The sequence below is a fragment of the uncultured Faecalibaculum sp. genome, assembly GCF_910588395.1.
GTDB lineage: Bacteria > Bacillota_I > Bacilli_A > Erysipelotrichales > Erysipelotrichaceae > Faecalibaculum.
On the sequence record NZ_CAJUPA010000028.1, the window covers coordinates 1 to 23652 of the forward strand.

28 protein-coding genes and 1 pseudogene are annotated in these 23652 nt (G+C 56.2%); 8 read left to right on the forward strand and 21 right to left on the reverse strand.

The window, feature by feature from the left end; all coding sequences use genetic code 11:
• The first annotated feature begins 211 nt into the window (after positions 1-211).
• Positions 212-811, forward strand: a complete 600-nt coding sequence (locus tag QZ305_RS08355; protein WP_294731274.1) for a CatA-like O-acetyltransferase — start codon at positions 212-214, stop codon at positions 809-811.
• A gap of 45 nt (positions 812-856) precedes the next feature.
• Here the strand turns inward: QZ305_RS08355 and QZ305_RS08360 are convergent, their stop codons facing one another.
• The 4 genes from QZ305_RS08360 to QZ305_RS08375 all read right to left on the reverse strand — a co-directional run bounded on the left by QZ305_RS08360 (position 857) and on the right by QZ305_RS08375 (position 2546).
• Entirely contained in the window at positions 857-1243 is a 387-nt protein-coding gene (locus QZ305_RS08360; protein WP_294731275.1) for a (deoxy)nucleoside triphosphate pyrophosphohydrolase, read from the reverse strand.
• 224 nt (positions 1244-1467) lie between these two features.
• On the reverse strand, positions 1468-1740 hold the full coding sequence (locus tag QZ305_RS08365; protein WP_294731276.1) for a hypothetical protein: 273 nt from the start codon (positions 1738-1740) through the stop codon (positions 1468-1470).
• 110 nt (positions 1741-1850) lie between these two features.
• Positions 1851-2129 (reverse strand): DUF1294 domain-containing protein, encoded by a 279-nt coding sequence (locus QZ305_RS08370; protein ID WP_294731277.1) that lies wholly within the window; start codon positions 2127-2129, stop codon positions 1851-1853.
• Positions 2130-2135: 6 nt separating this feature from the next.
• Complete coding sequence (locus QZ305_RS08375) at positions 2136-2546, reverse strand: peptide deformylase (RefSeq protein ID WP_294731278.1); 411 nt, start codon at positions 2544-2546, stop codon at positions 2136-2138.
• 108 nt (positions 2547-2654) lie between these two features.
• On the opposite strand from QZ305_RS08375, the gene QZ305_RS08380 reads away from it, so the two are divergent.
• Positions 2655-3956: a hypothetical protein gene (locus QZ305_RS08380; RefSeq protein WP_294731279.1), complete on the forward strand. Its 1302-nt coding sequence runs from the start codon at positions 2655-2657 to the stop codon at positions 3954-3956.
• A 176-nt stretch (positions 3957-4132) separates the two neighbouring features.
• Here QZ305_RS08380 and QZ305_RS08385 read toward each other — a convergent pair whose 3' ends face one another.
• The 3 genes from QZ305_RS08385 to QZ305_RS08395 are packed head-to-tail and all read right to left on the reverse strand — an operon-like array spanning position 4133 to position 6038.
• Complete coding sequence (locus QZ305_RS08385) at positions 4133-4798, reverse strand: ABC-2 transporter permease (RefSeq protein ID WP_294731280.1); 666 nt, start codon at positions 4796-4798, stop codon at positions 4133-4135.
• Entirely contained in the window at positions 4798-5655 is an 858-nt protein-coding gene (locus tag QZ305_RS08390) for an ABC transporter ATP-binding protein (RefSeq protein WP_294731281.1), read from the reverse strand. The genes QZ305_RS08385 and QZ305_RS08390 overlap by 1 nt, the downstream gene beginning before the upstream one ends.
• Complete coding sequence (locus tag QZ305_RS08395; protein ID WP_294731282.1) at positions 5652-6038, reverse strand: GntR family transcriptional regulator; 387 nt, start codon at positions 6036-6038, stop codon at positions 5652-5654. Before QZ305_RS08395 ends, QZ305_RS08390 begins: the two co-directional genes overlap by 4 nt.
• Before the next feature lie 169 nt (positions 6039-6207).
• Here QZ305_RS08395 and QZ305_RS08400 point away from each other — a divergent pair, with 169 nt between their 5' ends.
• Both QZ305_RS08400 and QZ305_RS08405 read left to right on the forward strand, forming a co-directional pair.
• Entirely contained in the window at positions 6208-6411 is a 204-nt protein-coding gene (locus QZ305_RS08400; protein WP_294731283.1) for a hypothetical protein, read from the forward strand.
• 237 nt (positions 6412-6648) lie between these two features.
• The gene (locus tag QZ305_RS08405) at positions 6649-7635 is read left to right on the forward strand and encodes a helix-turn-helix domain-containing protein (RefSeq protein ID WP_294731284.1); all 987 of its coding nucleotides are present in this window, start codon (positions 6649-6651) and stop codon (positions 7633-7635) included.
• A gap of 223 nt (positions 7636-7858) precedes the next feature.
• Here the strand turns inward: QZ305_RS08405 and QZ305_RS08410 are convergent, their stop codons facing one another.
• The 9 genes from QZ305_RS08410 to QZ305_RS08450 form a co-directional block, all read right to left on the reverse strand.
• Positions 7859-8626, reverse strand: a complete 768-nt coding sequence (locus QZ305_RS08410; protein WP_294731286.1) for a copper homeostasis protein CutC — start codon at positions 8624-8626, stop codon at positions 7859-7861.
• Positions 8627-8633: 7 nt separating this feature from the next.
• Positions 8634-9743: a Sapep family Mn(2+)-dependent dipeptidase gene (locus QZ305_RS08415; RefSeq protein WP_294731287.1), complete on the reverse strand. Its 1110-nt coding sequence runs from the start codon at positions 9741-9743 to the stop codon at positions 8634-8636.
• Positions 9744-9749: 6 nt separating this feature from the next.
• Entirely contained in the window at positions 9750-10709 is a 960-nt protein-coding gene (locus QZ305_RS08420) for a N(4)-(beta-N-acetylglucosaminyl)-L-asparaginase (RefSeq protein WP_294731289.1), read from the reverse strand.
• A 208-nt stretch (positions 10710-10917) separates the two neighbouring features.
• Positions 10918-11442 (reverse strand): GrdB-related putative oxidoreductase, encoded by a 525-nt coding sequence (locus QZ305_RS08425; protein WP_294731291.1) that lies wholly within the window; start codon positions 11440-11442, stop codon positions 10918-10920.
• A gap of 222 nt (positions 11443-11664) precedes the next feature.
• On the reverse strand, positions 11665-13074 hold the full coding sequence (locus tag QZ305_RS08430; protein WP_294731292.1) for a PTS sugar transporter subunit IIC: 1410 nt from the start codon (positions 13072-13074) through the stop codon (positions 11665-11667).
• A 53-nt stretch (positions 13075-13127) separates the two neighbouring features.
• Complete coding sequence (locus tag QZ305_RS08435; RefSeq protein WP_294731293.1) at positions 13128-13454, reverse strand: PTS sugar transporter subunit IIB; 327 nt, start codon at positions 13452-13454, stop codon at positions 13128-13130.
• A 95-nt stretch (positions 13455-13549) separates the two neighbouring features.
• The gene (locus tag QZ305_RS08440; RefSeq protein WP_294731295.1) at positions 13550-13885 is read right to left on the reverse strand and encodes a PTS lactose/cellobiose transporter subunit IIA; all 336 of its coding nucleotides are present in this window, start codon (positions 13883-13885) and stop codon (positions 13550-13552) included.
• A 29-nt stretch (positions 13886-13914) separates the two neighbouring features.
• Entirely contained in the window at positions 13915-14538 is a 624-nt protein-coding gene (locus QZ305_RS08445) for an RDD family protein (protein ID WP_294731296.1), read from the reverse strand.
• On the reverse strand, positions 14535-16442 hold the full coding sequence (locus QZ305_RS08450) for a BglG family transcription antiterminator (RefSeq protein ID WP_294731298.1): 1908 nt from the start codon (positions 16440-16442) through the stop codon (positions 14535-14537). The genes QZ305_RS08445 and QZ305_RS08450 overlap by 4 nt, the downstream gene beginning before the upstream one ends.
• Before the next feature lie 208 nt (positions 16443-16650).
• Between QZ305_RS08450 and QZ305_RS08455 the strand changes: the two genes are divergently transcribed.
• The 4 genes and pseudogenes from QZ305_RS08455 to QZ305_RS11815 all read left to right on the forward strand — a co-directional run bounded on the left by QZ305_RS08455 (position 16651) and on the right by QZ305_RS11815 (position 18641).
• Positions 16651-17469 carry a YitT family protein gene (locus tag QZ305_RS08455; RefSeq protein ID WP_366096840.1) on the forward strand — a complete coding sequence of 273 codons (819 nt, stop codon included), beginning with the start codon at positions 16651-16653 and terminating at the stop codon, positions 17467-17469.
• Between the two features lie 209 nt (positions 17470-17678).
• Positions 17679-18416 (forward strand): AraC family transcriptional regulator, encoded by a 738-nt coding sequence (locus QZ305_RS08460; protein WP_294731301.1) that lies wholly within the window; start codon positions 17679-17681, stop codon positions 18414-18416.
• Position 18417: 1 nt separating this feature from the next.
• Positions 18418-18470: pseudogene (locus tag QZ305_RS11810) on the forward strand (hypothetical protein); the annotation flags it as partial.
• A 66-nt stretch (positions 18471-18536) separates the two neighbouring features.
• On the forward strand, positions 18537-18641 hold the full coding sequence (locus tag QZ305_RS11815) for a hypothetical protein (RefSeq protein WP_367268827.1): 105 nt from the start codon (positions 18537-18539) through the stop codon (positions 18639-18641).
• Between the two features lie 76 nt (positions 18642-18717).
• Here QZ305_RS11815 and QZ305_RS08470 read toward each other — a convergent pair whose 3' ends face one another.
• The 5 genes from QZ305_RS08470 to QZ305_RS08490 all read right to left on the reverse strand — a co-directional run bounded on the left by QZ305_RS08470 (position 18718) and on the right by QZ305_RS08490 (position 23647).
• Positions 18718-19257 carry a nitroreductase family protein gene (locus QZ305_RS08470; RefSeq protein ID WP_294731304.1) on the reverse strand — a complete coding sequence of 180 codons (540 nt, stop codon included), beginning with the start codon at positions 19255-19257 and terminating at the stop codon, positions 18718-18720.
• A gap of 285 nt (positions 19258-19542) precedes the next feature.
• Complete coding sequence (locus tag QZ305_RS08475) at positions 19543-20985, reverse strand: glycoside hydrolase family 1 protein (protein WP_294731305.1); 1443 nt, start codon at positions 20983-20985, stop codon at positions 19543-19545.
• Entirely contained in the window at positions 20982-21332 is a 351-nt protein-coding gene (locus tag QZ305_RS08480; RefSeq protein WP_294731306.1) for a PTS lactose/cellobiose transporter subunit IIA, read from the reverse strand. Before QZ305_RS08480 ends, QZ305_RS08475 begins: the two co-directional genes overlap by 4 nt.
• A gap of 2 nt (positions 21333-21334) precedes the next feature.
• Positions 21335-21640, reverse strand: coding sequence for a PTS sugar transporter subunit IIB (locus QZ305_RS08485; RefSeq protein WP_294731307.1), 306 nt, complete (start codon positions 21638-21640; stop codon positions 21335-21337).
• 144 nt (positions 21641-21784) lie between these two features.
• A complete protein-coding gene (locus QZ305_RS08490) occupies positions 21785-23647 on the reverse strand; it encodes a BglG family transcription antiterminator (RefSeq protein ID WP_294731309.1) in 1863 nt (620 codons plus the stop codon).
• Positions 23648-23652: the final 5 nt, after the last annotated feature.

A 23652-nucleotide genomic window follows, 5' to 3' on the forward strand; every position in this document is an offset into this window, starting at 1 on the left:
GCTCACTTATGATACCACAGCCACAGGAGAATGCAACCACTTTTTTGTTCTTTTTTTGCATTTTTCCACTCAAACTCGCCGATAAGTGCAAATTGTTGTTTTCTCTGCTCCGAATGCAACCGGCTGAAGCATTCTCCCGGTCTGCCGGCAGCGGGTTAACGCATAGTACAATGAAGGCCGAATGCCATCAGATAAAGAAAGGAACCATCCCATGCCAGAATTCAGACTGCCATCCAATACTTCCCGCCAGCAGGCTTTTGAGCTGTGGAAACATTCTTTCATGCCCATGGTCACGCTGACAAAAACCTTCGATGTATCCTCCCTGGCAGAACAGCCGCACTTCAATGCCCGCTTTGTCTGGGCCATTGCCAGGGCCGCGTCCCGGATCCCGGAGTTTTACCTGCTGCCGGGTACGGAGGGCTTTCTGCTGTATGACCGGCTGGCTGTCAATGTGATCGTGAAAACCGAAACCGGCGGAATCTGCGACTGCCTGATTCCCTGGAATCCGGACATCCGGATGTTTCTGGAACACTACCGGCAGCTGACAGAACAGGCTGCCCGCACAGGTATATGTCCGGAGATTGAAAACGCCGGAGAATACATGGTCATCGGCACCTCGACGCTGATTGCCACCACCCTGGACAGCGCGGTCAACGCCTGCAGTCCCTGGCCCAATCCCTATCTGATCTGGGGAAAACTCCCACCCAATGGACAGCTGCCGGTATCCTTCCAGTTTCATCACGCCCAGATGGACGGCTATGAAGCCGCCATGTTCCTGGAAACACTGCAGCAGACAGTCGCCGCCCTCTGATTTCTGCCCCGGCACAGGACTGGCCAGCCAGTCCGCATCGGCAGACTACCGGGTTTCCAGCAGCTGTTTGACGATCTGTACGTCCGCCGGGATCCAGGGCAGGTCCATGAGCTGACGTTTTGGGACAAACCGGCCGTCCAGGTGTTCCAGAAGATGCGGGCTGGTGACAAACCGGCAGAGGTAGCAGTCCATATCCAGATGAAAGGACGGGTAATCGTATTCGGCTTTCATGAAGAAACCCTCCACCTGAATCTCACAGTCCAGCTCTTCCCGGATTTCCCGCAGAAGTGCCTGCCGGGGGCTTTCTCCCGGTTCCAGTTTGCCGCCGGGGAACTCATACAGTCCGCGAAACTCGCCGTAGCCCCGCTGGCCACACCAGATTTCGCCGTTGTCATTTTCCAGGATCGCCGCACATACCCGCACTGTTTTCATGAAGGACCTCCTGCTGCTGTCAACGCAGCACAATTCAATTCCCAGGATGCACCTGTTTCCCGGAAAAATCCAGATCGGTTTTCTGATGGCGTGGTGCCGGAGGTCGGGGAATACCGGACTTCCGGCGATTTCCGGTGCAGCTTCCTGGTCTGTTATGCAAAGAAAGAGCAGCGTCTGCCGGCTGCTCTTTTCCTGTATCGGGTCTCTGTATCTGCCTTGCCGCTTCAGCTGTTCTGCAGACTGTCCAGAGCCGCATTGATGGCCTGCAGCCTGGTTTCTTCCTTTGCGGCTTTCTGTGTTTCTCCCAGTTCCAGATGCTTCTTCTGCCAGGCGGCGGTGGAAAAACCGCTTTCACTTAGCCAGTAGATTCCCTGTTCCGGGGTCATGTCCGGACCATAGACCGTCCGCATTTCCTGCAGGATCTGCCCTCCGCCGGGGATGTCCTGCAGAGCGGCATCCAGTCTCTGCCATGTTGTGTATCTGTTTGTTTCTGTCATGAAACCAGCATGGGGCAAGCGGCCGGATTGGAAAAGCATTCTGCCCGGCGGGATACAGCGGATACCAGGGAAGGCTTCGTGAGTGCTCCCTGTGGACTGCAGTGCTGTTTCTACAGCATGCCGCCGGTCCAGGCCAGCCAGACAATGATCACCAGCCACAAGAGCACGGAAAGCGGGATGAGCACCCGGAATTTTGTCTTCCGGGTCTTGTGACGGAACACCTGCATGCCAAGCCAGGCACCGGCGCCGCCGCCGGCAAAAGCCAGCCACAGAAGCATCCGCTCGGATATCCGCCACTTGCCGCGTCTGGCCTGGCGCTTGTCGGCTCCGAAGGCAAAAAACGCCAGCGCATTCAGCAGAATCAGATAAACTGCCAGTTCGTTTCGCATGACGGCTCAGATCAGGATGCCCTGGAAATGGTCCATCTCATGCTGCACAGCCTGAGCCGGGACGCCCGTCAGCCGCATCCGGCTTCGCTTCCATCTGCGGTCCCGGTACTCCACTTCAATCACGAAACTGCGCGTCACCTCTGTCTCCAGCCCCGGATGAGACAGGCAGCCTTCCCGGGCCTGGTAAGGGTCTTTCTGCATGACAATCACCGGATTGATCATCACCACAGGTTCGTCCAGAATCTTCACCGCCAGCATCTGGATGTTCTCGCCGATGATATCCGCCGCGATTCCTGCACACCCGGGATACGCCAGCATGGTATCCACCAGGTCCTGAACCAGTCGCAGATCCTTTTTCACGGCTTTCCGGGACGGCGCCGAGAGAATCTCCTGGTCCTGGCAGATGGTGCGGATCATGATCCTTTTCCCTCTTTCAGTGTGGTATCTGCTGTTGTCTTCATGTCTTTTTCTCCTTCACAGGGCCTGCGGCCGATACCCGCAGAGTTTCCGTTCTACAATACTGGCATGAAACTTCAACCAGGACTGTCTGCGCGGCAGAAGCTGAAACTCCTGCTGCCCTGTTTATTATATCTGATGGCAGGTCTTTGCTGTCTGCTCATTTCGGCCCGTTTCGCAGATGACTTCATTCTCGCCGCAGGAATCATGTCCCTGCTCTCTTCCCTGCCGTTTCTCATCCACGGTCTGCAGTGGCACCGCAACCTGGATCTGCTGGCAGCCATGCTGACGCTGGCGCTGGGACTGCTGTGCATCTTCATGAGAAGCAGGGGTGCTGAACTGATCGGGATTTTCTACAGTGTGTATCTTCTGGCCATCGGACTGGTGTTCCTGATCCAGGCCGCTCTGGACCACTTTGCTCTCAGCCGCCTGCTGCCGGGTGTGGCCTATGCAGCCGCAGGCATTCTCCTGCTGGTCTTCCACCGCCAGGATCCCCGGTTTGTGATGCTGGTCATCGGGGCGTACCTGCTACTGCAGGCCTGGCAGAACGGCGAAGAGCTGTTCTGTTTCAGCAATCCCTGGGACGCCCGCTACTGGAGCATGCGCCACTGGATGGCCCTGCCGGCGTTTGTCATTGGCATTTTCCCCAGTTTTGTGATCGGCCGCATTCAGGACCAGGCCATGAAACACCACCCGGCAAAGTTCGATGCCCGCAAAAATGATCAGACGGCGAACCTCAGGATCTGGATCCACACCGGAACCTACGGCGCCAGGCTCTATGGTCATATGACCTTCTCCCGGAACAACGTGATGTATTCCTACGGAGATTACGATTTGCCGGCGGAAAAGCTGTTCGGGACCATAGGTCCGGGGATCTTCTTCACGGTGAACGCCGAAGTCTACGCCAACAACTGCTGCATCGTGGAACACAGCCCGCTGTTTGAATACGGTCTGCATCTCACGGAAGAGCAGCTGGACCGGTTTGACGGCATGGCCCGGGGCATTTTCCGCCAGACCATCCCCTGGACCTGTCCCATGGAAGCCGCTCATGACGCCGGCAGGCCGGCAGCGCTGCAGGAATACGGAAAGATGTACGCCAACCGGCTGTGGTACCGCACGGGGGCCATGTTCCGGAAATACACCCGGGGTCCCTGGAAGTGGTATGCGCTGCTGGGAAACAACTGTTCGAATTTCGCCGCAGCCAAACTCAACGAACTGGGCCTGCATCTGCCGGTGTCTCATGGCATCGTATCCCCCGGGGAGTTCTACGAGGTGCTGGAAACGCTGTTTGAGGACCCGGATTCCTGTGTGATCACGCGGCGGTATCACACAGCGGATATTCCCGCTTCCCTGTTTGATGTCCCCGACTGATTTCATCCTGCTGTTCATGCCGATGGCGCCTGCGGCGCCTGACAGGGCGTGCAGGCGGACGGTGCCATCCGCTTTCTTCGGATGACAGATCATGCGCAAAAACCCGAAGCCGGCTGCTGATTCATGGAATCAGCGCACAGGCTCCGGGTTTTTTCTTTGCAGACTGGCAGCACAGATCAGCGCTGATCCCGTCTGGCCAGAATGGCGGGCATGATGAGATAGGACGCCACGAAAAGCAGCAGGCTGAAGATGGCCATGCCCTGCAGCATCGGCAGCTGCATGTTGATGTTCACACTGATGATGTCATTGCCAGCCATGGTGACTTCGCTGGAAATGTTCTGGCTCCAGAAGATGACCAGCGCAGCGGGAAGCAGGAAGGAAGCGAAGATCGTGATGAACTCCTGTCCCTTTTTAGCCATATAGGCCAGCGGAATCAGGGTGCCCGTGGCGCAGAACGTGATGATTGCCGCGATGCACAGATTGATCTGAAGGTCGTCGCCGGCAAGATCCAGGGGTTTCTGCTTCAGGGCACTGACCAGCGCCCAGATGGCCATGCCCAGCACAAATCCCAGCAGGGCGCTGACCATGGTCAGCTGGTACTTGGATTCCGTCAGCCGCTTCCGGGTGATGGGAAAGGTGGTGGACATGCGGGTCCAGCCCGTGGAGCGGTCGGAAATGATGGTGGTGGCTGCCTGCATGGCGAAATAAATCGGGAAAAAGGCGCTGATGCCCACAGCGGCGTCAAAGTAAATCATCAGACCGGTGACGATGCCGGCAATCAGCAGCAGAACCGGCCAGCTGGCCAGGATCTGATACAGGTCCTTGCGGTAGATGCCTTTCATCAGAGCGTTTCTCCTTTCGTGAACATCAGCACGATTTCATCCAGCGTGGCGGGCATCACCGCATAATCCGGATACCGCCGGGCAAACTGTTTCCTGTCGGCTACAAGCAGATCCGTAGCCAGGGGCTGGGTTCGTTTCCGCAGAACCAGGTCCCCGTCAATGAACTCCAGCTGATCCCGGGTGACCTGGGCCATGCCGTACGCATTCAGCAGCGTTTCCTTTTCTTCGGTGAATACGATGCGCCCGTCCTGAATGAACACGATGTAATCCGCGATTCTCTCCAGATCGGAGGTGATGTGGCTGGTCATGAGGATGGAATGCGTTTCATCCTGCATGAAGTCCAGCAGCAGATCCAGCATTTCTTCCCGCACCACCGGATCCAGACCGGCGGTGGCTTCGTCCAGAATCAGCAGACTGGCATCATGGCTCAGGGCCGCAGCCAGAGACAGCTTGGCTTTCATCCCCCGGGAGAACTTCTGGATTTTCTGATCTTCGGGAATCCCGCAGGTTTCCATCAGCTGTTTCCACCTGGTTCTGTCCCAGCCGGGCCAGATCCCGGCAAACGCCTTTTCCAGAGTTGCCGGAGTAAAAACCTCGGGAAACAGACAGGTGTCAAAAGCCGCTCCGATGCGGGCATGGGCCTGGATGACCTGGAAGGGGTTGATGCCGTAGACCGAGATTTCTCCGGTGTCGGGAATGTCCTGTCCCAGGATGCATTCCAGGGTAGTGCTTTTTCCCGACCCGTTCTCTCCGATGAGTCCCACCACCGATCCCTGGGGTACATCGAAGGTGATGTCCTGCAGGGAGAATTTCGGGAAATGCTTGCAGAGCTGTCTGACTGACAGAGCGGGTGTCATGATGATTCCTCCTTGTACATGAGTTCCAGTGCCGAAATCAGATCCGGCAGATCCATCCCGCAGTCCCGGGAGAGTCTGACGGCCTGTTCCAGCACAGATTCCAGTTCCTGCCGCCTGGTCTCCAGAAGAGTCTGGCGGGAAACCTGCGCGATCACCGTGCCCCGGCCCACCACGGATTCAATGTATCCCTGACGCTTGAGGTTTTCGTAGGCTTTCTGGACGGTGATGACACTCACCCGGAGTATCTTTGCCAGGGCGCGGATGCTGGGAATGGGCGTACCCGGCATAAGGGTACCGGAAATCACCCCTGCTCTGATCTGTTCTTCGATCTGTTCATAGATGGGGGTGTCCGAACCGGGTTTGAGAATAATTTCAAGATCCATGGTTTCTGTCCTTTTCCGCACCTGACCGGACATAATGTACAGGTGCTATATGCACATTATATACACCTGCCATCGGCTGTCAACGGCTGTCTGATCCGGGCACCTGACAGGTACCGGAGACATGGCCCGGATAAAATGAAGGAAAGATGAACAGCCAGGAGGTGATGTCATGCTGAAGAATCTGTTTTCTTTCCTGCTGGGATGCATCGTGGGAATCGTGATCATGGGATTCATCGTGTTCAGTCTGCAGTCTCAGGGCCGCATGGACATGATGCCGGTGATCATGCTGGTCTGCGTGCTGATCCTGGTGGTGATCGGCCTGATCGGCTGGTGGTGGATGAGCCGGAAAAACCAGCCCCGAAAAGCCAGATAGAACACTGTGCACAAAGCCGGTCCCGGACAGGACCGGCTTTGTGCGTACCGGCTGCATTGGTCTGTATCTGCGCATTCCTCTGAAAATCAGATATTTGCCCGGAAAACCACCGGATTTCCGGCTTTTTTGGCCATTGCAACCACCGGTTGTCGGATTTCCAGCTTTCGTTTTCTGTTCGGAAGAAGTTTCCTCAGGTATGATTTCGGTGACCGATCGGAACACACAGGAGGTTCATTCATGATATTTGCAGATAAAATCGTCACCCTGCGCAAGCGCAATGGCTGGTCTCAGGAAGACCTGGCTGCCCGGGTGAACGTATCAAGACAGGCTGTAGCCAAGTGGGAGGCTGCACAGTCTGTTCCTTCCCTGGATAAAATCATCCAGCTTTCCCAGATATTTGACGTGACCACGGATTACCTGCTCAAGGATGAAGAAGAGGAAATTGTCTTCACACAGGATACCCCGGATTGTGCAGTGCGGCATGTAAGCCTGCAGGAGGCCGGACAGTACCTGGACAGCCGGCCTGCTTCGGCTCTGATCAATGCACTGGGCGTGTCTCTGTGCATTCTGTCCCCGGTGACACTGCTGTGTCTGGGCGTGCTCTCGGAGTTCCATCTGTATGGAATGACGGAAAACACAGCGGGGGCCATCGGTCTGATCGTGCTGCTGGTCATGGTGGCTGCAGCGGTGGGCCTGTTCATCTGGAATGATCAGATTCACGGCAAGCCCTGGGAATTTCTGGAAAAAGACGATTTTGTGCTGGACTATGGCGTGCGGGGCATGGTGAAGGAACGCCAGGCTGCCCAGGCCCCCAGAAAACTGGCGCTGACCATCATCGGGGTCCTGCTGTTCGTTCTCTGCCCGATTCCGATCTTTGCGGCGATGTTCACCAGCCGGGAGCTGTACATGGGGCTGTCTGTCTGTGTGACGCTGGTGCTGGTGGCAGCCGGTGTCTGGCTGGTGATTGTGGCAGAAGGCCCCTCGGAGGCCATGGACCGGCTGCTGCAGGAAGGAGACTATGCCCCGGACAAGCGGAAACAGGACAAAGTCATGGCTCCTTTCTCCGCAGCGTTCTGGCTGGTGATTACCGGTATTTACCTGTTCTGGAGTTTCCAGACTGACAACTGGGATAAAACCTGGCTGATCTGGCCGGTGGCCGGGGTGCTGTTTGCTGCCATCCGGATCGTGGCGGATGCCATCATGAGCCGGCGAGAAACCCGGTAGCAGCAGAACTGAAATGAAACAGCAAATACCGGCGGAAGCTGTCTGATGACATTCAGATGCAGCTGCCGCCGGTTTCTGTATTCGTGAATCTGCCTTCCAGACCGAACGGAAACATCAAAGGAGCGGCCGCTGTCCCATCAGACAGCTGACCGCTCCTTTTCCGCATTCATATCAATGTAATGGTAACGCCTCAGGCATCAGCCCGGCGTCTGAGTGTGCAGGCTCAGCCTGCACACTCAGTGGCCGGATTTGCAGCTTTCACCAGGGCCTTGACCGCTTCCTCATCCGCCACATCGTAATCTCCTTCATGCGGAGCCGGCAGATAGGCATAGCTCACATCCTGGCCCACTGTGGTGGGATCCGGCTTGTAACCCCGGCAGGAGGCATGAAGCTGGTTCACCCCCGTCAGGCGCAGGATCTCATCGGCGTTGCCCGCATTGATGCCGCTGCCAGGCAGGATCTGAATCCGGTCTCCGTATCTGCGCTGCAGATCTGCGATGACCGGGGCACCCTGCAGGGCTTTCGACCGCTGGCCGCTGGTCAGGACCCGGTCCACCCCGGCATCCATCAGCACCTGCAGGGCTGCGTCCATATCCGGTGTCACGTCCACAGCCCGGTGGAACACCGCCGTGCCGTTGTGGCTGTGAATCAGATCCACCATTTTGCGAGTAGCCTGGGCGTCAATGGATCCGTCTTCCTTCAGAAATCCGAAAGCCAGACCATCGGCGCTGTTTGCCAGCAGGTTTTCGGCTTCCGCAAACATGATGTCCACTTCATCTGCGTTGTAGCAGAATCCGCCGGCGCGGGGGCGTACCATGGCAATGACTTCCAGACCGGTGTCAGCCTTGACTTTTTTCAGCACAGGGACCGTCGGGGTCAGTCCTCCCAGGGCGAAGGCCCCGTTGAGTTCCACCCGGTCGGCACCGCCCTGTTTCGCGGCGACACAGTCGGCATAGCTGCCGGCGCATACTTCAATTCTGTTTCTGTTCATTGTATCCTCACAATTCCCGGGTGGCGAGATCCGCCATGGCCAGGGCATAGATTTTCATGTTGGCCACCAGATCATCCACATCCATCCACTCATCCGGGAGATGGGCGATCCCTTTCTGGCCGGGGAAACTGGGGCCGAAGGGCACGATGTTGGGCATGCGCTTGGCGTAGGTGCCGCCGGTGGTGGTCACAGGTGTGCCGTCGAGTCCGGTGACAGTTTCGTAGGCCCACTGCAGGGAAGCGCAGAGCGGTCCTTCTTTTTTGAAGAACACCGGTTTCCAGTCGGAGACCAGCTTCGCCTGTGCGTCTTCCGGGAGGCTTTCCCGAAGGATATCCAGGATTTTCTGCGCGTTGGTGGCAGGGGGATAGCTGGCTGCAAACGTCAGCGTGTTTCCGCTCTGTTTCCAGTTTCTCAGCTGCAGGATGCCGAATTCCGGATCCCGGATGTCCAGTTTCAGGGATGCTTCATCGGGATGGGCTTCATGCCAGGCAGCTGCCTGTTCTTCGCCGGCAAACTGCAGTTCGTATACAGAGCGGCCGCGTTCGGCGTAGACCACCGGATACTTGCAGTCCGGAGTGAATCCCGCCACAGGGGGTTCCTTGACGGAGAGATACGCCGGGATGTCCTCCATGCCGGTTTCCTCGTTGGTGCCGAAGATGATCCAGACAGGGCGTTTCAGCCAGATGCCGCTGTCTTTGATGGCTTTCAAGGCGTACAGGCAGGAAATCACCGGTCCTTTGTTGTCCAGGGCACCCCGAGCGTGGATCCGGTTGTTCCGGATCTGCGGTTCGTAGGGCGGTGTGGTCCAGTTTCCTTCTGCCGGGACAACGTCCAGATGTCCCACAACACCGATGTAAGGTTCGCCGGCTGTGCCCTCGGGTTCGTATTTGGCGATGCCCGCCTGGTCCAGAACGGTCTCCGTGGCAAATCCCAGGGATTCGGCCAGTTTCAGGGTTTTGTCCAGGGCTTTTTTCGGTCCGGGACCATAGGGAGCCCCTTTGACAGGTTCTCCCCGTTCACTGTTGATGGAGAGGATGCCGAAGAGTCCCTCCAGCATCTCCGTTCTGCCGTTGTCTGCCAGCTGCAGCAGCTGGTCTGCGCAGGTCTTTTCCAGCATGATGACTTATTTCCGGACCAGGGGTGCAGTGCGGGTCTTCATGTAGTTGTCCATCCACTCGTCGCTGGCTTTTTCGAAGTACTGCTTGCCGTTTTCATCGAATTTCACCAGGAATACCGTGGGTTCCTGAGTTTCTGTGGCTACAGCGAAGGAGAATCCTTCGATGTTTGTGGCACAGCCCCATTCGCCTTTGCAGTTCATGGCCACCAGGGACAGGTCCCCGGCTTTGCCACGGCGGGCTTTCAGGACTTTGTCGAAATCCTGAACGGCTTTTTCACAGGCTTCCTGCGGGTGCAGGCCTTCTCCCATGAGGCGGACGATTTCATAGGACAGACAGCCTTTCATCAGGTCTTCGCCCAGTCCGGTGGCTGTGGCGCCGCCAATGGCGGAATCCACGTAGAAGCCGGATCCGGAAATCGGGGAGTCGCCTACACGGCCGGCGCGTTTCATGAACAGACCGGAGGTGCTGGTGGCAGCCACCATGGATCCCTGGGAATCCAGGTCCACCATCCCCACGGTGTCGTGGCCGGAGTACGGCTTCAGTTCCAGCTCCTGCACTTCCTTTTTGCGGTTGTGGTAGTGGATCTTTGCCCGTTCCGTGAGCATGTTCTTGCGCTCGAATCCCATCTTGTGGGCATATTTCTCGGCACCGGCGCCCACGAGCATGTTGTTGACAGGCTCCTTGGAGAGCATGCGGGCGATGGAAACCGGGTTGGCGAAATCCTTGATGGAAGCCACAGCGCCGATGGACAGATCATCACCGTCCATCCAGGCTGCATCCAGTTCCACTTCCATGTCTTCGTTGGGCAGTCCGCCGTAGCCTACACTCTTGTAGTATTCGAAGTCTTCCACAGCGCGGATGGCTGTTTCAATGGCATCCGAGGCAGTGGCGCCGTCCTTGAGCATGTGCTCAGCTTCCGTGATTCCTTCCAGCGCCATGCGCCAGGTTGCAATGATTCCGTACATAATCGTTGATCCTTTCTCCGGTCTGGTCTGCCGGTTTTTTTGTGTTCCGGGTGCCGGGGAGGCAGCCGGATGATCTATTTTTTCGGGGCGTGGCCCCGTTTCTGTCAAAAGAGAAGAGAGCTTGCGCTCTCTGTTGGACTGCCTTCGATGCAGGGGATCTGTCCGGCAGGCAGCAGGCCGCACGGTCTCCTTTTATCCGGATCCTGTCTTAGTAGCAGATCCGGGATTTCAGTTCTGCGGTGTCCTTGCCGTCAGCCATCTGACCGGCGAGCACACACAGGTTTTCCAGCGCTTCATTGAGCCCGGTTTCGCCTTTTTTGGGACCCTTCACGATTGCCACTTTGTCTTTGAAGGCGCTGATTGTATCGGCGTTTTCCTTGGACATGCAGGCAACAGCGGGAATGCCGGTGTTTTTCACAATGCTCTCGGCGGCGGCTGCAGCCATGGCAGCATAGTCGGCGTAGTTGAAGCAGGGACCGCAGATCACGGCATCTGCCTTCAGCTTGGCAGCCAGCGCAGTGATCTTCCGGATGATTTCCTCCGGGTTTTCGTTGTAGGTCCCGTTGCCGCAGTAGACGCAGGCAATGACTTTCTCATCGTTTTTCTTCAGAAAACGTTCCATCATCACAGCAGGGCCCACGACTTCCTTGGTCGCTTTCAGGGGCACCATTTTGTCGTCCTTGGTGCCGGCCCCTGCCTGGATCTGGTCGTATACCATCATGATTCGTTTCATCATCGTTCTCCTTGCAAGATTGTTTCAGAACCGTCCGTAAGTCAGAAGCCGGTCATGATGACCGGCTTCTTCCTTCGGACTGTCAATGCAGCCTCGAAGCCGCTTGTATGTCATACCGGATTTACCCGGTGATGCTCCCTTTCAGATGCACTGACCGGTGGTGTCCGCTGACTGTGTGAACACAGTCAGCAGATCACGGCCGGATCAGTGCATCACTGCCGATCAAAGGTCGTCCAGAGACAGCTCGTCCAGGTCGATTTCCTCTTCTTCGCCGGCTTCGGCAGCTTTCTGCTCTTCTTCCAGGTACTGCTTGTCCATGATCTTGATGAAGGGCAGGTAAACGAACATACCCAGGATCAGCAGACCGATCTGGAACAGGGCACCAACCCAGTTCGTGGACAGGAATCCGGAGAAGACAACCGGCATGGTCCAGGGAATGTTGATTCCGTTGCAGGGAGGGAACAGACCCATGGCCATGGCGAAGTAGGACAGCACGATGTTCATGGTCGGAACCAGAATGAACGGGATCAGGATCATGGGGTTCAGCACAACGGGCAGACCGAAGATGATCGGCTCGTTGATGCCGAAGATGCCCGGAACCAGAGACAGCTTGCCCAGTTCCTTGATCCGGCGGGATTTGCAGAACAGCAGCATGGCAATCAGCAGGGACAGTGTGGAGCCCGCACCGCCGAACGTGGCGAACAGGTCCTGGAACTGCTGGGAAATGATGTGCGCGCCGTTGGCAACGGTGTAGCCTTCCACACCCACTGCACGGTACAGGTCCAGGTTTTCCAGAGCCAGTGTCTGCAGAATCGGGTTGAATACCGCACCGACAACAGATCCGCCGTTGATGCCGAAGAACCAGAACAGGTGCAGGAAGATGTAGGCAACGATCATGGCACCCAGTGTGTCACCCAGACCCAGCAGCGGTGTCTGCAGGAACTTGAAGATGAAGTCAAAGGCGTTGGTGCCGCAGGCAGCGAAGATCAGGTTGATCAGGAAGAATGTCGTCATGACGATCGTGGCCGGAATCAGTGCCGAGAAGGACTGAACGACCGTGGGGGGAACACCGGCGGGCATTTTGATGACCCAGCCCTTGCGCTCAACCCAGCTGTACAGTTCAACGGAGCAGATCGCGGAAATGATGCCCACGAACAGACCCTTGGAACCCAGCCAGCCGAACTGCAGACCGCCGACTACAGCGTTGGCGCCTTCGGGAATGTTTACGGGAACACCGGTTGCATCCATCAGGCTGGAGATGTTCGCGGAGAACTGGAAGGGCATCAGGATGAACCATGCCATCAGAGCCACGGCAGCGCCGAAGATCGGTGTGGAACCTTCTTCACGGGCCATGGTGTAGCCAATGCCCATGGTGGCGAAGATTGCCATGATGGAGAATGTGGCATCAGAGCACTTGGAAAGCAGGGCTGCCAGGGAGAAATCCCCGATCATGCAGTTTTCCACGAAGTTCAGCCATCCATCGATCGGGAAGTTGGCCAGCAGCAGGAAGATGGATCCTGCAATCAGAAGGGGGGTGGATACCAGGAAGCCGTCACGGATCGCGATCAGAAACTTGTTCCGACCGATGGCGGAGGCCATGGGCATCAAGACTTTTTCAAGTTTGTCCATCATAAGATAGGTCTCTCTCTTTCCTTTTTCTTACTTCTTTCCCTGTGGGGAAACGCTTATTTGTTTTTTGCTTTCTTCATCAGAACGATGGCGGTCTTCAGAACCTTTTCACCGTTCATCATGCCGTAGTCGCCGGCATCGATCACCGCGATGGGGATGCCTTCCTTGCCGTACTTGTCTTCGGTTTCCTTCAGCATGTACTTGACCTGGGGGCCGAGAAGAATGCAGTCAGGGCGGTCATTGTCAATGATCTCTCCCAGCTTGTTGTGCGGGAATGCCTTGACAGACAGCGGCAGCTTGTGGCTGTCGGCACTTTGCTGCATGGCGTTGGCCAGCATGGAAGTGGACATGCCTGCCGAGCAGAACAGGTAGATCTTTTTCATATTGTGTCTCCTTTTCTTTATTTGTTCAGGACATCGTTCCTGATGACAAATCCATTGTAAGCGGCTTCATTTCACCGCGGCACGCAAGCGGTTTCCTACCGCTGGGAAGCAGCCGCTTCCAGAGCCTGCAGACGGCGGGCCTGGGCCAGGAAACGTTCTGCCATGATCTCCAGCGTCTCGCAGGACAGCAGCTGGTCTTCTGCGTGCATCAGCAGCAGCGTCACATCTGTCTTTTCGCCGGCGGCTTCCTTCTGGATCAGCCCGGCATGAACGCCGTGACCGGTCACCAGAAAGTTCTTTCCTTCGTCGATTTTGGCCTGGGCCGCATCAAAGTTGCCTGCATCCGCCTCCTGCATCGCTTCCACGAAGCTGCTTTTGGCCATGCCGGCGTTGGAAATCATCTGAAAGCAAATCAGTTCGAGGTTTTCCATGTGTTTGTTCTCCTTTGTCTTTTTCTGTATCAGATCATCTGGTCCGGACGGGTGTCTGCCACGGGGACAAGCACAGTGCCGGCCAGGTAATCGTGGATCATGCGCCGGCTTTTCGCCATGAGGGCGGCCAGCAGGCTTGCAATGGTGAGTGCCAGCGTTGCATACAGCAACACGCCGGTGAAGTTCAGTCCGGTGGATACGCTGACCATGTCCTGGAGCATGGCCGAGGCATTGTACAGCGTTCCTTCAATGAGAAGGACACCCACCACCTGCCGCAGCAGCAGGGTTTTCAGGTCCAGAGGCTGTCCGTCCTTGCGGGCAATGGCAATTCCCATCATCCGCTTGCCCGGAGTCTGTCCCGGGTGCACTTTCCAGGGGATCCAGACCATGTACCACAGAAACAGCAGCAGGCCCGCTGCCGCAGCAGCCAGCGCCGGGCCGTTTCCGGTGACAGACGCCAGCCGGAACACATTCACCTTTTCCATCTGGTCCAGATCCCGGGTGGCCATCATCCAGGTCAGGCACAGAGGCAGACTCAGACAGAGACCGGACAGAAACCAGTCCACCAGATAGGCCATGACACGCTTGCCGTCGTTGGCGGCACAGGGTTCATGGTCCAGAAAGGTCAGATATTTCAGTTTTCCGTACATCATTTTTCCTCCAGTATCGCCCGTACAAAGGCGTCATAGCCGTTCTTTTCCTTCAGCAGTCCGAACCGCAGGGGATCGCTGATGATCTGGATCCACCAGTCAAAGAAAATCCCCAGCAGTTCCCGGTCCTCATCCCGGATCGCCAGCAGCAGCACAAAATCCACCTGATGGTCTCCCCACGCCAGCGGATGATCCAGATGCGCCACGGCAATCGCAGACTCCCGGACCGTCACGTTCAGGGCATGAGGAAGCGCAAACCCCGCTGCAAAGGACGTGGGGGCATACCCCTCCCGCTCCAGTACCGCCTGGGCATATTCCGGGGGAATGCACCCGGCTTCTGTCAGCGGCTCGCACATTTTGCGGATGACCTCTTCACTGCTGGAGGCCTCCAGATTCTCCCGGAAAAATTCCGGTTTGATCAGCTGCCGCAGACGGTGCTGGAACACATCTTTCTGCCGTTCCTTGTCCAGCCGGTTGAGCTGCTGAAAGATCTGGCTTTCGTTTTCCTGAGAATAGAACACCGACAGCTGCACCGTGGGAATGGGCAGACTGTGGACCAGGGGCAGCGTGGTGAGAATCAGGTCGGGGTTCAGAGCGGCCACATGCTTCTGTTCAAAGGAATGAAGCACTTCGGTGATCTCCATTCTGTCCTGAAACTGGCTGCGGATCTTGTCCACCACCACGTTGCCCAGCGCCTGATCGCTGGGGAAAACCACCACAGCCCGGTATTTGCTCAGGCGGCGGTTCATGGTATAGGCCGCACCCAGATGCAGGGCCAGAAAGCCGATTTCATCCGGATCCAGCTGGATACCCAGCAGATCGTGAAGCTTCCGGGACGCCGTCACGCCCATGTCATAGATCAGGGGAAACCGCCAGCGAAGCTCCTCCAGATAGACGTTGTCCACCTGGGTGTTGTCCCGCAGCCGCAGGATCAGTCCCCGCAGATGCAGACACAGTCCTTCCCGCAGCTTGACGTTTCCTGTCATGTCCACACCATAGAGCTGCCGGACTTCTTCCAGCATGGCCAGTGTCAGATCATTGAGGGACACCTGCCGGCCGTTGACCGGAACCGTGTCGGCACTGTAGTAGCTTCCGCTTCCTTTTCCCATGAACAGCAGCGCCAGCTGGGTGATCTCCGGCTCCGGTGCCTGCACCTGGAAGCGCTGACCGATTTTTTCCCAGAACTGCCGCGCTGCTTCATACTGCGGTGTAGCCCGCAGATCTTCCAGGGCTTCCGCCCGTTCCATGGGATTGAAGTGCAGGACCCGAGTCAGGGCGATGCCCACGTGCATGAGCACCATGGACTGAGCCGTCTCCCGAATCTCGATCCCCTGATCCCGTTCGCACTGCTCCAGCAGATCCCGGATCTCGATGAGATCAAAGTCCGGATACAGGGCATTGAGCGTGTCCAGATTCAGGAAATTCTCCTCTGCTTCCTCTGACAGCAGCAGCTTGAAGAGCCGCCGCTTGGCGGATTCATCTCCGGCCAGCCGCAGCCGGTTGCGTCCGCTTTCCAGACGCAGATCCGAAGTATCCGCCAGCCAGCTGCGGATTGCCCGCAGGTCGCTTTCAATCGTGAACAGACTCACGCAGACTTTTTCCGGGAGATCATTGATATTGAGATCCCGGTTCCGGAGCAGCTGCTTGAGGATGTAGCTGCGGCGTTCATCCGGTGTCTGCGGAATCACCGGCTTGGTCCGTTCCACGGGTGCCTGCTGCTGAATCAGGTGATAGCCCAGCTGAAACGAAGATTCGATGACGGCGCCGCCGCAAGACGCATTGATAGTTTCCACATCGTTGCGGATTGTCCGGGTGCTGACACCCATGACCAGGGCAATGTCCTTGCCCTTCATCCACCCTCCGCTTTCCCGGAGAAGTTCAATGATTTTTTCCTGTCTCGCGTTCATCGCGCCGCCTCCTTGTGGTTTCAGTATAAAAGCGTTTCCATATCCGTTTCCTCAGACCGCTTTCCTAGCGCTGGGAAATTTCGTGAGTTTGTGGAAGCGCTGTCTCAGTATACTCAATGTCAGTGAGGTAATTTGAATGATTCTGGAAAAATTTCTGTCTCCACAGGGAATTCGTGACAAACGGCTCCGGTTTGCCGCGTCGCTGCTCATGATTGTCATCAGTTCTCTGCTGCAGACCTATGTCATACAGACCTTCATGGATCCCTGTGATCTGCTCTCCAGCGGCTTCACCGGTGTGGCGATCCTGCTCAGCCGGATCTCAGATCTCATGGGCTTCCATCTGTCCACTTCCCTGGGCATTCTGATGCTGAACATTCCCGCCGCGCTGTTCTGCGCCGGGAAGATCTCCAAGCGGTTCACCTTTCTTTCCTGCGTGCAGTTCTCCCTGACTTCCCTGTTCCTGGAAGTGCTGCATTTTCCGCCGCTTTTTGATGAAATGATCCTCAATGTGATCTTCGGCGGGTTCCTGTATGGATTTGTCTCGGTGATTGCCCTGAAAGCCGACGGTTCCACAGGGGGAACGGACTTCATTGCCATGTATGTCTCCGAACGGTATCACCGGGGCATCTGGGAATATGTCTTTGCTTTCAATGTGGTGATTCTGCTGATTTTCGGAAGCATGTTCGGCTGGGCAGCTGCCGGCTATTCCATTCTCTTCCAGTTCATCTCCACACAGACAATCTCGCGGTTCTACCACCGCTATTCTCAGATCCTGGTGGAAATCACCACAAAGGATCCGGAAACCGTTGCCAGTCAGTTCCAGACGTATTTCCGCCACGGCATGACGGTGATCCCGGCTTATGGCGGATACAGCCAGAAAAACTTCTTTCTGTGCAAATCCATCATCTCCAGCTATGAAGAACGGGAAGTCATTGAACGGATCCGGGAAGTGGACCCGGCGTGCATCACCTACACGCACAAAGTGGATCACTTCTACGGCCGGTTCTACAGACGCCCCATCGAGTAAAGCGTCTGTGGTGCCGATGCGAAAGTTACACAGACAAAGCAGCCGTCCATTTCCGAAACGGAGATGGACGGCTGCTTCTCTGTGTCTGAGGGGAAGCGCGGTATGTGAAGATGAAAGGATATGCCCGGAAGACGCCGCTGGCCGCCTGGTTCCAAAAGTCTGATTCGATTCTGCAAGAATTCCGATGCACGGCAGCGTAGGATGGGGGTATGAAGAAAACAATCAGCACGCTGCCATGGCCCGGCATCAGTGCGGAATGCTTCCGGGGAATTACCCAGTCCTTTCCGGCGCATTTTCACGAAGAGCTGGTCATCGGCCTGATGGAGGAAGGGACCAGAACACTGATCTGTGGCAGCAGCCGTATGGACATCCAGTCCGGGGACCTCTTCATGATTCCCTGCTGGTGCGCCCATGCCTGTTACTGTGCTGAAAACCATGTTTCCGGATGGCGGGTGCTGCGGGTGGATTCCGCCTGGCGGCCGGCCAGGATTCTGAACAGAAAGAGGAACCTGAGCCGGGAATTCCTCCGGCTGCATGACAGACTGATGAATGGCAGTGCAGATAGCAGGGAACTGTCAGACTTTCTGGCCAGATTCAAGGAGGCGGCAGGTACAGCTCCGGATGCTCCTGCCCCGGCGGCGCTGGATCTGGTGAAATCCCTGCAGACCTGCAGCTCACAGCGCATACACCTGTCTGATCTGCCGGCACTCTGCGGATACAGTGCTGCCAGTGCCCAGCGGATCCTGTCCGCCCATACCGGACTGAGTGTCCATCAGGCACTCACCTCTCTGCGGGTGCAGGACTCCCGGCGTCTGCTGGAAAATGGCCTGTCTTTGTCCCGGACAGCAATGGAAGCCGGCTTTGCGGATCAGCCGCATTTTACCAATCAGTTTGCGGCTGTCATGGGCATCACACCCGGTAAGTGGATCAGTCAAAGGAAGAAATAAAATGAAGGAAAAGTGTGTCATTGTCACAGACAGTACCTTGTCGCTGGGCCTGCAGGTGAATGCGGCAGCAATTCTGGGAATTTCGCTGGGAGCCAGAGCTGCCGAACCTATGAAGAGTACCTGTCCAGGCAGAAAAGCGCTGCCGGACAGGCGGCAGGAGTCCTTCTGGTGGGACCGGAGAAGAAAATCCGGAAACTCACCGGCAGTCTGCCGCTGCTGAAATGAACAAACCGGATCTCATCATACAGAAAGCGTCTCTGAATCAGGGCTCAGAGACGTTTTCTCATGCGGGCAGTGCATTTTACCGGAAATACACCGTCCGCTTGTTCACCGGCAGCCTGGCGGGCATGGCAGGATCAATGTCCGGATGTCCCAGAGAGACCACAGGACCCACCTGCTCGTTTTCCGGAATTTGCAGAAGCCGGCGCAGAGCTGCTTCATCCCGGATTCCCATAATCAAAGTGCCGAGTCCAAGATCCTCTGCCTGCAGACAGAAGTTCTCCAGGGCAAGACCCAGATCCAGCCAGCCCCAGCCATTGGCGCCTTCATTGGCGGGGTTGCCGTCATTTCCCCAGCCGGATTGCCCCTTCCGGAATGTCATCACAACCAGCACCGGGGCATTGCGGGTGTTGTTCACATTGAAGTCCGCCATGGCTTCCTGATCCAGCTGCGCCCGCAGAACCGGATTCTGAATCACATAAAACCGGGCTGTCTGGGAGTTTTTCCAGGAAGGTGCCAGCGTTGCTGCTTCCAGACAGGCCTGGATCTGCGCATCGCTCACCGGTTCGCCGGTGTATCGCCGGATGCTGCGGCGGGACTGGAGCACTTCATCAAATTTCATCTTTGGTTCCTCTCTTCTTTTCCTTATTTAAATTATAGCGGGACTGATGGGGAATATCGCTGTTTTCTGAACCCTGAGGAAAAAAGCCGGAAACATCATCATGTGTAACGTTCATATCCTGAAACAAAACTGCAGTTTTCGTTTCGGGTTATGAACGGTATTCGTGATATCTGCCGGATACATCACAGACTCTGAAGAGATTCTCTCTGCATCGGGGCAGTCCACAATCCTCTGAATCACCGGAAAAGCCGCGCAGAACGATGGTTGCTCTGCGCGGTTTTGAAATCAGTCCAGGTCTTCCCCATTGGAAGCAATGACTTTCCGATACCAGTGATAACTGTCCTTCACTCTTCTTTCCTTCGATCCGTTTCCTTCGTTATCCATATCCACATACACCATCCCATACCGTTTGGCCATTTCACCCGTGGACAGAGACACCAGATCAATGCAGCCCCAGCAGGTATATCCCATCAGATCCACGCCGTCGTCCGTGACGGCTTTTTTCATCTCGGCAATATGCTGTCTCATGTAGTCAATCCGGTAAGGATCATGGATGGATCCGTCTTTTTCCACCGTATCCGCTGCCCCCAGACCGTTTTCCACCACCATCAGCGGCATGCGATACCGCCCGTAGAGTTCATTGAGATACCACCGGAGTCCCCGGGGGTCAATCTGCCAGCCCCAATCGGAGGTTTTCAGATAGGGATTGGCTTTGGCTGCAGACATGTTGCCAGTGGCAGTTTCCCCTTCCTGCCGCCCGGCGCAGCCGCTCATATAATAGGAGAACGCCAGGAAATCCACGGTTCCCTCCCGGAGAATGCGGCTTTCTTCTTCGCTCAGGGTCTGTTCGATTCCCATCTCTCTGAACCAGGCACCGGTTTTGGGATGATACTCGCCGCGGCACATCACATCGGTGCAGAAGTAATTGCGGCGGTTCATGCTTTCCTGCGCCAGAAGTGCATCCTCCGGATGACATGTCAGCGGATAGACCGCATCAGCGGCAATCATGCCCCCGACTTTCAGCGCCGGATCAATGTCGTGGGCTGTTTTCACACTCAGGGCACTGGCCAGAAACTGATGATGCAGCGCATCATACCGTCTTTGCCGGGCCGCCTGGTCATCATCGGCCTGGAAGAGCATGCAGGCTGTCCTGGGAATCATGCCGGCTGACAGAATGTCTCCATAGCCATTGGAGAGCACGTTGATTTCATTGAATGTGATCCAGTATGGCACTTCGCTGTGAAACTCCTCAAACAGCGTAGTCGCATACTTGTGATACTGAGCGATCATATCCGGATTTGCCCAGCCGCCTCTGGCAGCGAGATACATGGGGACATCGTAATGAGATATGGTCACCAGCGGCTGAATCCCGTGATTCCGGAGTTCCCGAAATATCCGGTGGTAGAAATCCAGTCCCTGGCGGCTTGGCTGGCTGTCCATGGATTCCGGGAAAATCCGGGTCCAGGAAACCGACATCCGGTAGACTTTGAATCCCATCCCGGCCAGGAGCCGGATATCCTCCTGCCAGCGGCGGGCGAAATCACAGCTTTCATGACTGGGATAGTAGTGGCCCGGCACCCAGTCCGGTTCAAAAACCCGGGGTGTGGCCTTGTCGCCGCTTCCGACGTGATCCATCACGGACCCCTGTGTGCGGCTGCAGTCGAGTCCCCCTTCAAACTGACTGGCGGCGGTGGCACCTCCCCAGAGAAATCCTTCCGGAAAACTCATGCGGCACATCCTGCCTGCATGGCGGCTACGGCTTTTTCCAGTGTCAGAATCTTCCGTCCGGATTCAATGAGCTCCAGGGCCATCAGTTTGATGGTTTCACAGCTCATCATCTGGTCCTCGGCATGCATGAGCAGCAGCGGAATCTCAAAGGGATTGGCCGCACTTTCGCTGATCAGCGTCGCGTGCAGCCGGTGACCGGCCAGAAGCGTGTCATCCGCTTCTTTAATCAGGTCCTGCGCCTGGTCATAGTCGCCGGATTTGGCGGCTTCCAGCGCTTCCATGTAACAGCTTTTGGCTGTGCCGCTGCTGGCAATGATCTGACAGCTGATGATGTCCAGGTTTTCCATGACTATTTGCCTCCCATCAGTTTGCGGGCGAAGATGATGGCTTTTTTGCCGTCCAGCATTCCATAGGTGGACATGTCGATTGCATCCACCGGTTTGTCCGGGAACAGTTTCTTCACTTCGTTTTTCTTGTACCGGATCTGGGGGCCAAGAAGGATGACATCGGCATCAGCGGCAGCTGTGGGGGCTTCATCCACACTGTAGGCGTTGATGGAGTATTCCAGTTTGTTTTTTTCCGCGACTTCCCGCATTTTGGCGACCAGTGCACTGGTGGACATTCCCTGATTGCAGAGCAGTACGATTCGTTTCATTTCTTTTCTCCTTTTCTGTTTGTTTCTGTGAGTCAGTCTTCTTGTTTCGCTGTATTGAATGATGTGTCTGATAAGAGCGGCAGCTTTCCAGTCTGCCAGAGTGCAGGCTGATCCGCGCAGGCGGCAACCAGCGCATAAGAGGGGTTATCCTGGCTGAAACAGCGTCAGGACTTCTTCCGCCGTCTTTGCTGAATCCAGCTTTTTCAGCCAGCCTGTGTCAAACAGCTTTCCCATCAGCTCTTCGTTCAGGTCGTGGCTGCGTTTGAGGTCGGCTTTGGAATAGCTGACCAGGATGATGAATTTCACTTTGTTGTTCTGCCACTTCACCGGTTTTTTCAGCGTGCATACCGCCATGACCGTCATGGGGGTGCACAGGCTGCAGGCATGGGGCAGGGCCAGAGAGCTGCCTATGTCTGTGGCGGACAGTCGTTCCCGTTTCCAGACCTCCTGACCGAATTCCTCTGACAGGCCATGGAATCCGGAGATCCGGTCAATCAGGAAAGTCAGAATCTCTTTTCGGTTTCTGAATTCCTGCTGCAGGAAGATCAGCTCCGGTTTCAGAAACTGCGCCAGTCCCTGTCTGCCCGGAACCGGAATCGGCCTGAATCTGCACAAATCTTCGAACAGCAGAACCGGTACGGGGGACTGAACCGACAGCGGAACGGTGGTGATGATCATGTCATAGCTGCTCAGGTCTTCTGTCTTGAGACCCCTGAGACCTGTGAGCGTCATGTCTTCGCTGCCGACGTTGTACTCCTGTTCCACTTTCTTTTTCAACAGCAGAGAGGTGCTGGTTCCCGATCCGCAGACCACCAGGATCTTCTGCTGTCTCAGAGTCCGCCCGGATTCCAGGGCGGAAGCAAAGTGCAGGGCCAGATACCCGAGTTCATCGTCATTGCAGTCCAGTCCATACTGCTGCAGGATGCGCTCTTTCATGATCACCGCGCAGTCAAAGGCTTCCGGATACTGTTTGCGGATGGCGGAAAGCATGGGGTTTTCCAGGGTGGAGTGAAACTGCATCCGGGTCAGCATGCTTTCGGTGTGCATGGCCAGATACCGGGCAGTCTGAAGATCGTTTTGGAAGCTGATTCCCAGCTGTTCTCTGATGGCTGTGAACGTATCGTCCAGAAGCTGCTGCAGCCAGGTGCTGATGCGCACTTCGTTTGGGTGCAGAATGGCGGACTTGGCGAGCAGATGCATGGTCAGGTAATCCGCTTCGGAATCCGGAATGTCGAATTCCGAGTGCCTGCGCAGGACCTCAAGCATTTTTTCTGCAGCATCCATGCAGCTTTGTGTGCGTTCTGATTTCTCCGAAGCCATCTGACTGAGGCTGATCTCCGGGATCCGCTCCGCGACTTTTCCCTCCCGGATACGGCTGAGCGAAAACAGAATGTGCGTCAGCAGATTGTCTGCGGTTTCCGCGGGGATTTCAAATTCTTCCCGCTGCAGCACTGCAAAGAGTTCGTCCACCATCCGGTTCCAGGCCGGTTCCGTCAACCCGGCTTTGTCCAGGAAAACAGGCTGCACCGGTTTCCGCCGCATCATGTTGTGCGTCAGACAAAGCCGTCGGCTGCATTCGCTTCCCTCCACGATGAATCCCTTCTGCGGGATATAGCAGGCTTCCAGGTCATAGTCTTTCAGTGTTTCTCTGATTTTTCTGAACAGCCGGCTGGCGGAACTCATGGAGAGGTACAGTCTGCCGGCAAGATCTTCCAGCCGCAGCGGAGCTGTGGTTTCCAGCAGCAGTTCCAGCATTCTGGATTCATCGGACTGGTCCCCTTCCAGGAGATTCAGAGCCGCTGCCCGTTTCCGGTTTTCCGCATCCAGATAATAGCCATCCCGTCCGGAATCGATGAAACAGGGACAGTCCCGGCTCAGGTTCCATTCCGTGATGCAGTTGCGGACACTTTTTTCGGAAAACCCCGCTGCAAACGACAGCTCCCTGGCAGTCATGGTGCCGCCGGTCTGCATCAGCAGCTGCAGGATTTTTTGTGTTTTCGTATCCATGTATC

What these genes read in the sequence shown, in the direction of transcription:
- QZ305_RS08355 (WP_294731274.1), top strand. Translation starts at nt 212, where the DNA reads ATGCCAGAATTCAGACTGCCATCCAATACTTCCCGCCAGCAGGCTTTT.
- QZ305_RS08360 (WP_294731275.1), bottom strand. Translation starts at nt 1,243, where the DNA reads ATGAAAACAGTGCGGGTATGTGCGGCGATCCTGGAAAATGACAACGGC.
- QZ305_RS08365 (WP_294731276.1), bottom strand. Translation starts at nt 1,740, where the DNA reads ATGACAGAAACAAACAGATACACAACATGGCAGAGACTGGATGCCGCT.
- QZ305_RS08370 (WP_294731277.1), bottom strand. Translation starts at nt 2,129, where the DNA reads ATGCGAAACGAACTGGCAGTTTATCTGATTCTGCTGAATGCGCTGGCG.
- QZ305_RS08375 (WP_294731278.1), bottom strand. Translation starts at nt 2,546, where the DNA reads ATGATCCGCACCATCTGCCAGGACCAGGAGATTCTCTCGGCGCCGTCC.
- QZ305_RS08380 (WP_294731279.1), top strand. Translation starts at nt 2,655, where the DNA reads ATGAAACTTCAACCAGGACTGTCTGCGCGGCAGAAGCTGAAACTCCTG.
- QZ305_RS08385 (WP_294731280.1), bottom strand. Translation starts at nt 4,798, where the DNA reads ATGAAAGGCATCTACCGCAAGGACCTGTATCAGATCCTGGCCAGCTGG.
- QZ305_RS08390 (WP_294731281.1), bottom strand. Translation starts at nt 5,655, where the DNA reads ATGACACCCGCTCTGTCAGTCAGACAGCTCTGCAAGCATTTCCCGAAA.
- QZ305_RS08395 (WP_294731282.1), bottom strand. Translation starts at nt 6,038, where the DNA reads ATGGATCTTGAAATTATTCTCAAACCCGGTTCGGACACCCCCATCTAT.
- QZ305_RS08400 (WP_294731283.1), top strand. Translation starts at nt 6,208, where the DNA reads ATGCTGAAGAATCTGTTTTCTTTCCTGCTGGGATGCATCGTGGGAATC.
- QZ305_RS08405 (WP_294731284.1), top strand. Translation starts at nt 6,649, where the DNA reads ATGATATTTGCAGATAAAATCGTCACCCTGCGCAAGCGCAATGGCTGG.
- QZ305_RS08410 (WP_294731286.1), bottom strand. Translation starts at nt 8,626, where the DNA reads ATGAACAGAAACAGAATTGAAGTATGCGCCGGCAGCTATGCCGACTGT.
- QZ305_RS08415 (WP_294731287.1), bottom strand. Translation starts at nt 9,743, where the DNA reads ATGCTGGAAAAGACCTGCGCAGACCAGCTGCTGCAGCTGGCAGACAAC.
- QZ305_RS08420 (WP_294731289.1), bottom strand. Translation starts at nt 10,709, where the DNA reads ATGTACGGAATCATTGCAACCTGGCGCATGGCGCTGGAAGGAATCACG.
- QZ305_RS08425 (WP_294731291.1), bottom strand. Translation starts at nt 11,442, where the DNA reads ATGAAACGAATCATGATGGTATACGACCAGATCCAGGCAGGGGCCGGC.
- QZ305_RS08430 (WP_294731292.1), bottom strand. Translation starts at nt 13,074, where the DNA reads ATGATGGACAAACTTGAAAAAGTCTTGATGCCCATGGCCTCCGCCATC.
- QZ305_RS08435 (WP_294731293.1), bottom strand. Translation starts at nt 13,454, where the DNA reads ATGAAAAAGATCTACCTGTTCTGCTCGGCAGGCATGTCCACTTCCATG.
- QZ305_RS08440 (WP_294731295.1), bottom strand. Translation starts at nt 13,885, where the DNA reads ATGGAAAACCTCGAACTGATTTGCTTTCAGATGATTTCCAACGCCGGC.
- QZ305_RS08445 (WP_294731296.1), bottom strand. Translation starts at nt 14,538, where the DNA reads ATGATGTACGGAAAACTGAAATATCTGACCTTTCTGGACCATGAACCC.
- QZ305_RS08450 (WP_294731298.1), bottom strand. Translation starts at nt 16,442, where the DNA reads ATGAACGCGAGACAGGAAAAAATCATTGAACTTCTCCGGGAAAGCGGA.
- QZ305_RS08455 (WP_366096840.1), top strand. Translation starts at nt 16,651, where the DNA reads ATGATTGTCATCAGTTCTCTGCTGCAGACCTATGTCATACAGACCTTC.
- QZ305_RS08460 (WP_294731301.1), top strand. Translation starts at nt 17,679, where the DNA reads ATGAAGAAAACAATCAGCACGCTGCCATGGCCCGGCATCAGTGCGGAA.
- QZ305_RS08470 (WP_294731304.1), bottom strand. Translation starts at nt 19,257, where the DNA reads ATGAAATTTGATGAAGTGCTCCAGTCCCGCCGCAGCATCCGGCGATAC.
- QZ305_RS08475 (WP_294731305.1), bottom strand. Translation starts at nt 20,985, where the DNA reads ATGAGTTTTCCGGAAGGATTTCTCTGGGGAGGTGCCACCGCCGCCAGT.
- QZ305_RS08480 (WP_294731306.1), bottom strand. Translation starts at nt 21,332, where the DNA reads ATGGAAAACCTGGACATCATCAGCTGTCAGATCATTGCCAGCAGCGGC.
- QZ305_RS08485 (WP_294731307.1), bottom strand. Translation starts at nt 21,640, where the DNA reads ATGAAACGAATCGTACTGCTCTGCAATCAGGGAATGTCCACCAGTGCA.
- QZ305_RS08490 (WP_294731309.1), bottom strand. Translation starts at nt 23,647, where the DNA reads ATGGATACGAAAACACAAAAAATCCTGCAGCTGCTGATGCAGACCGGC.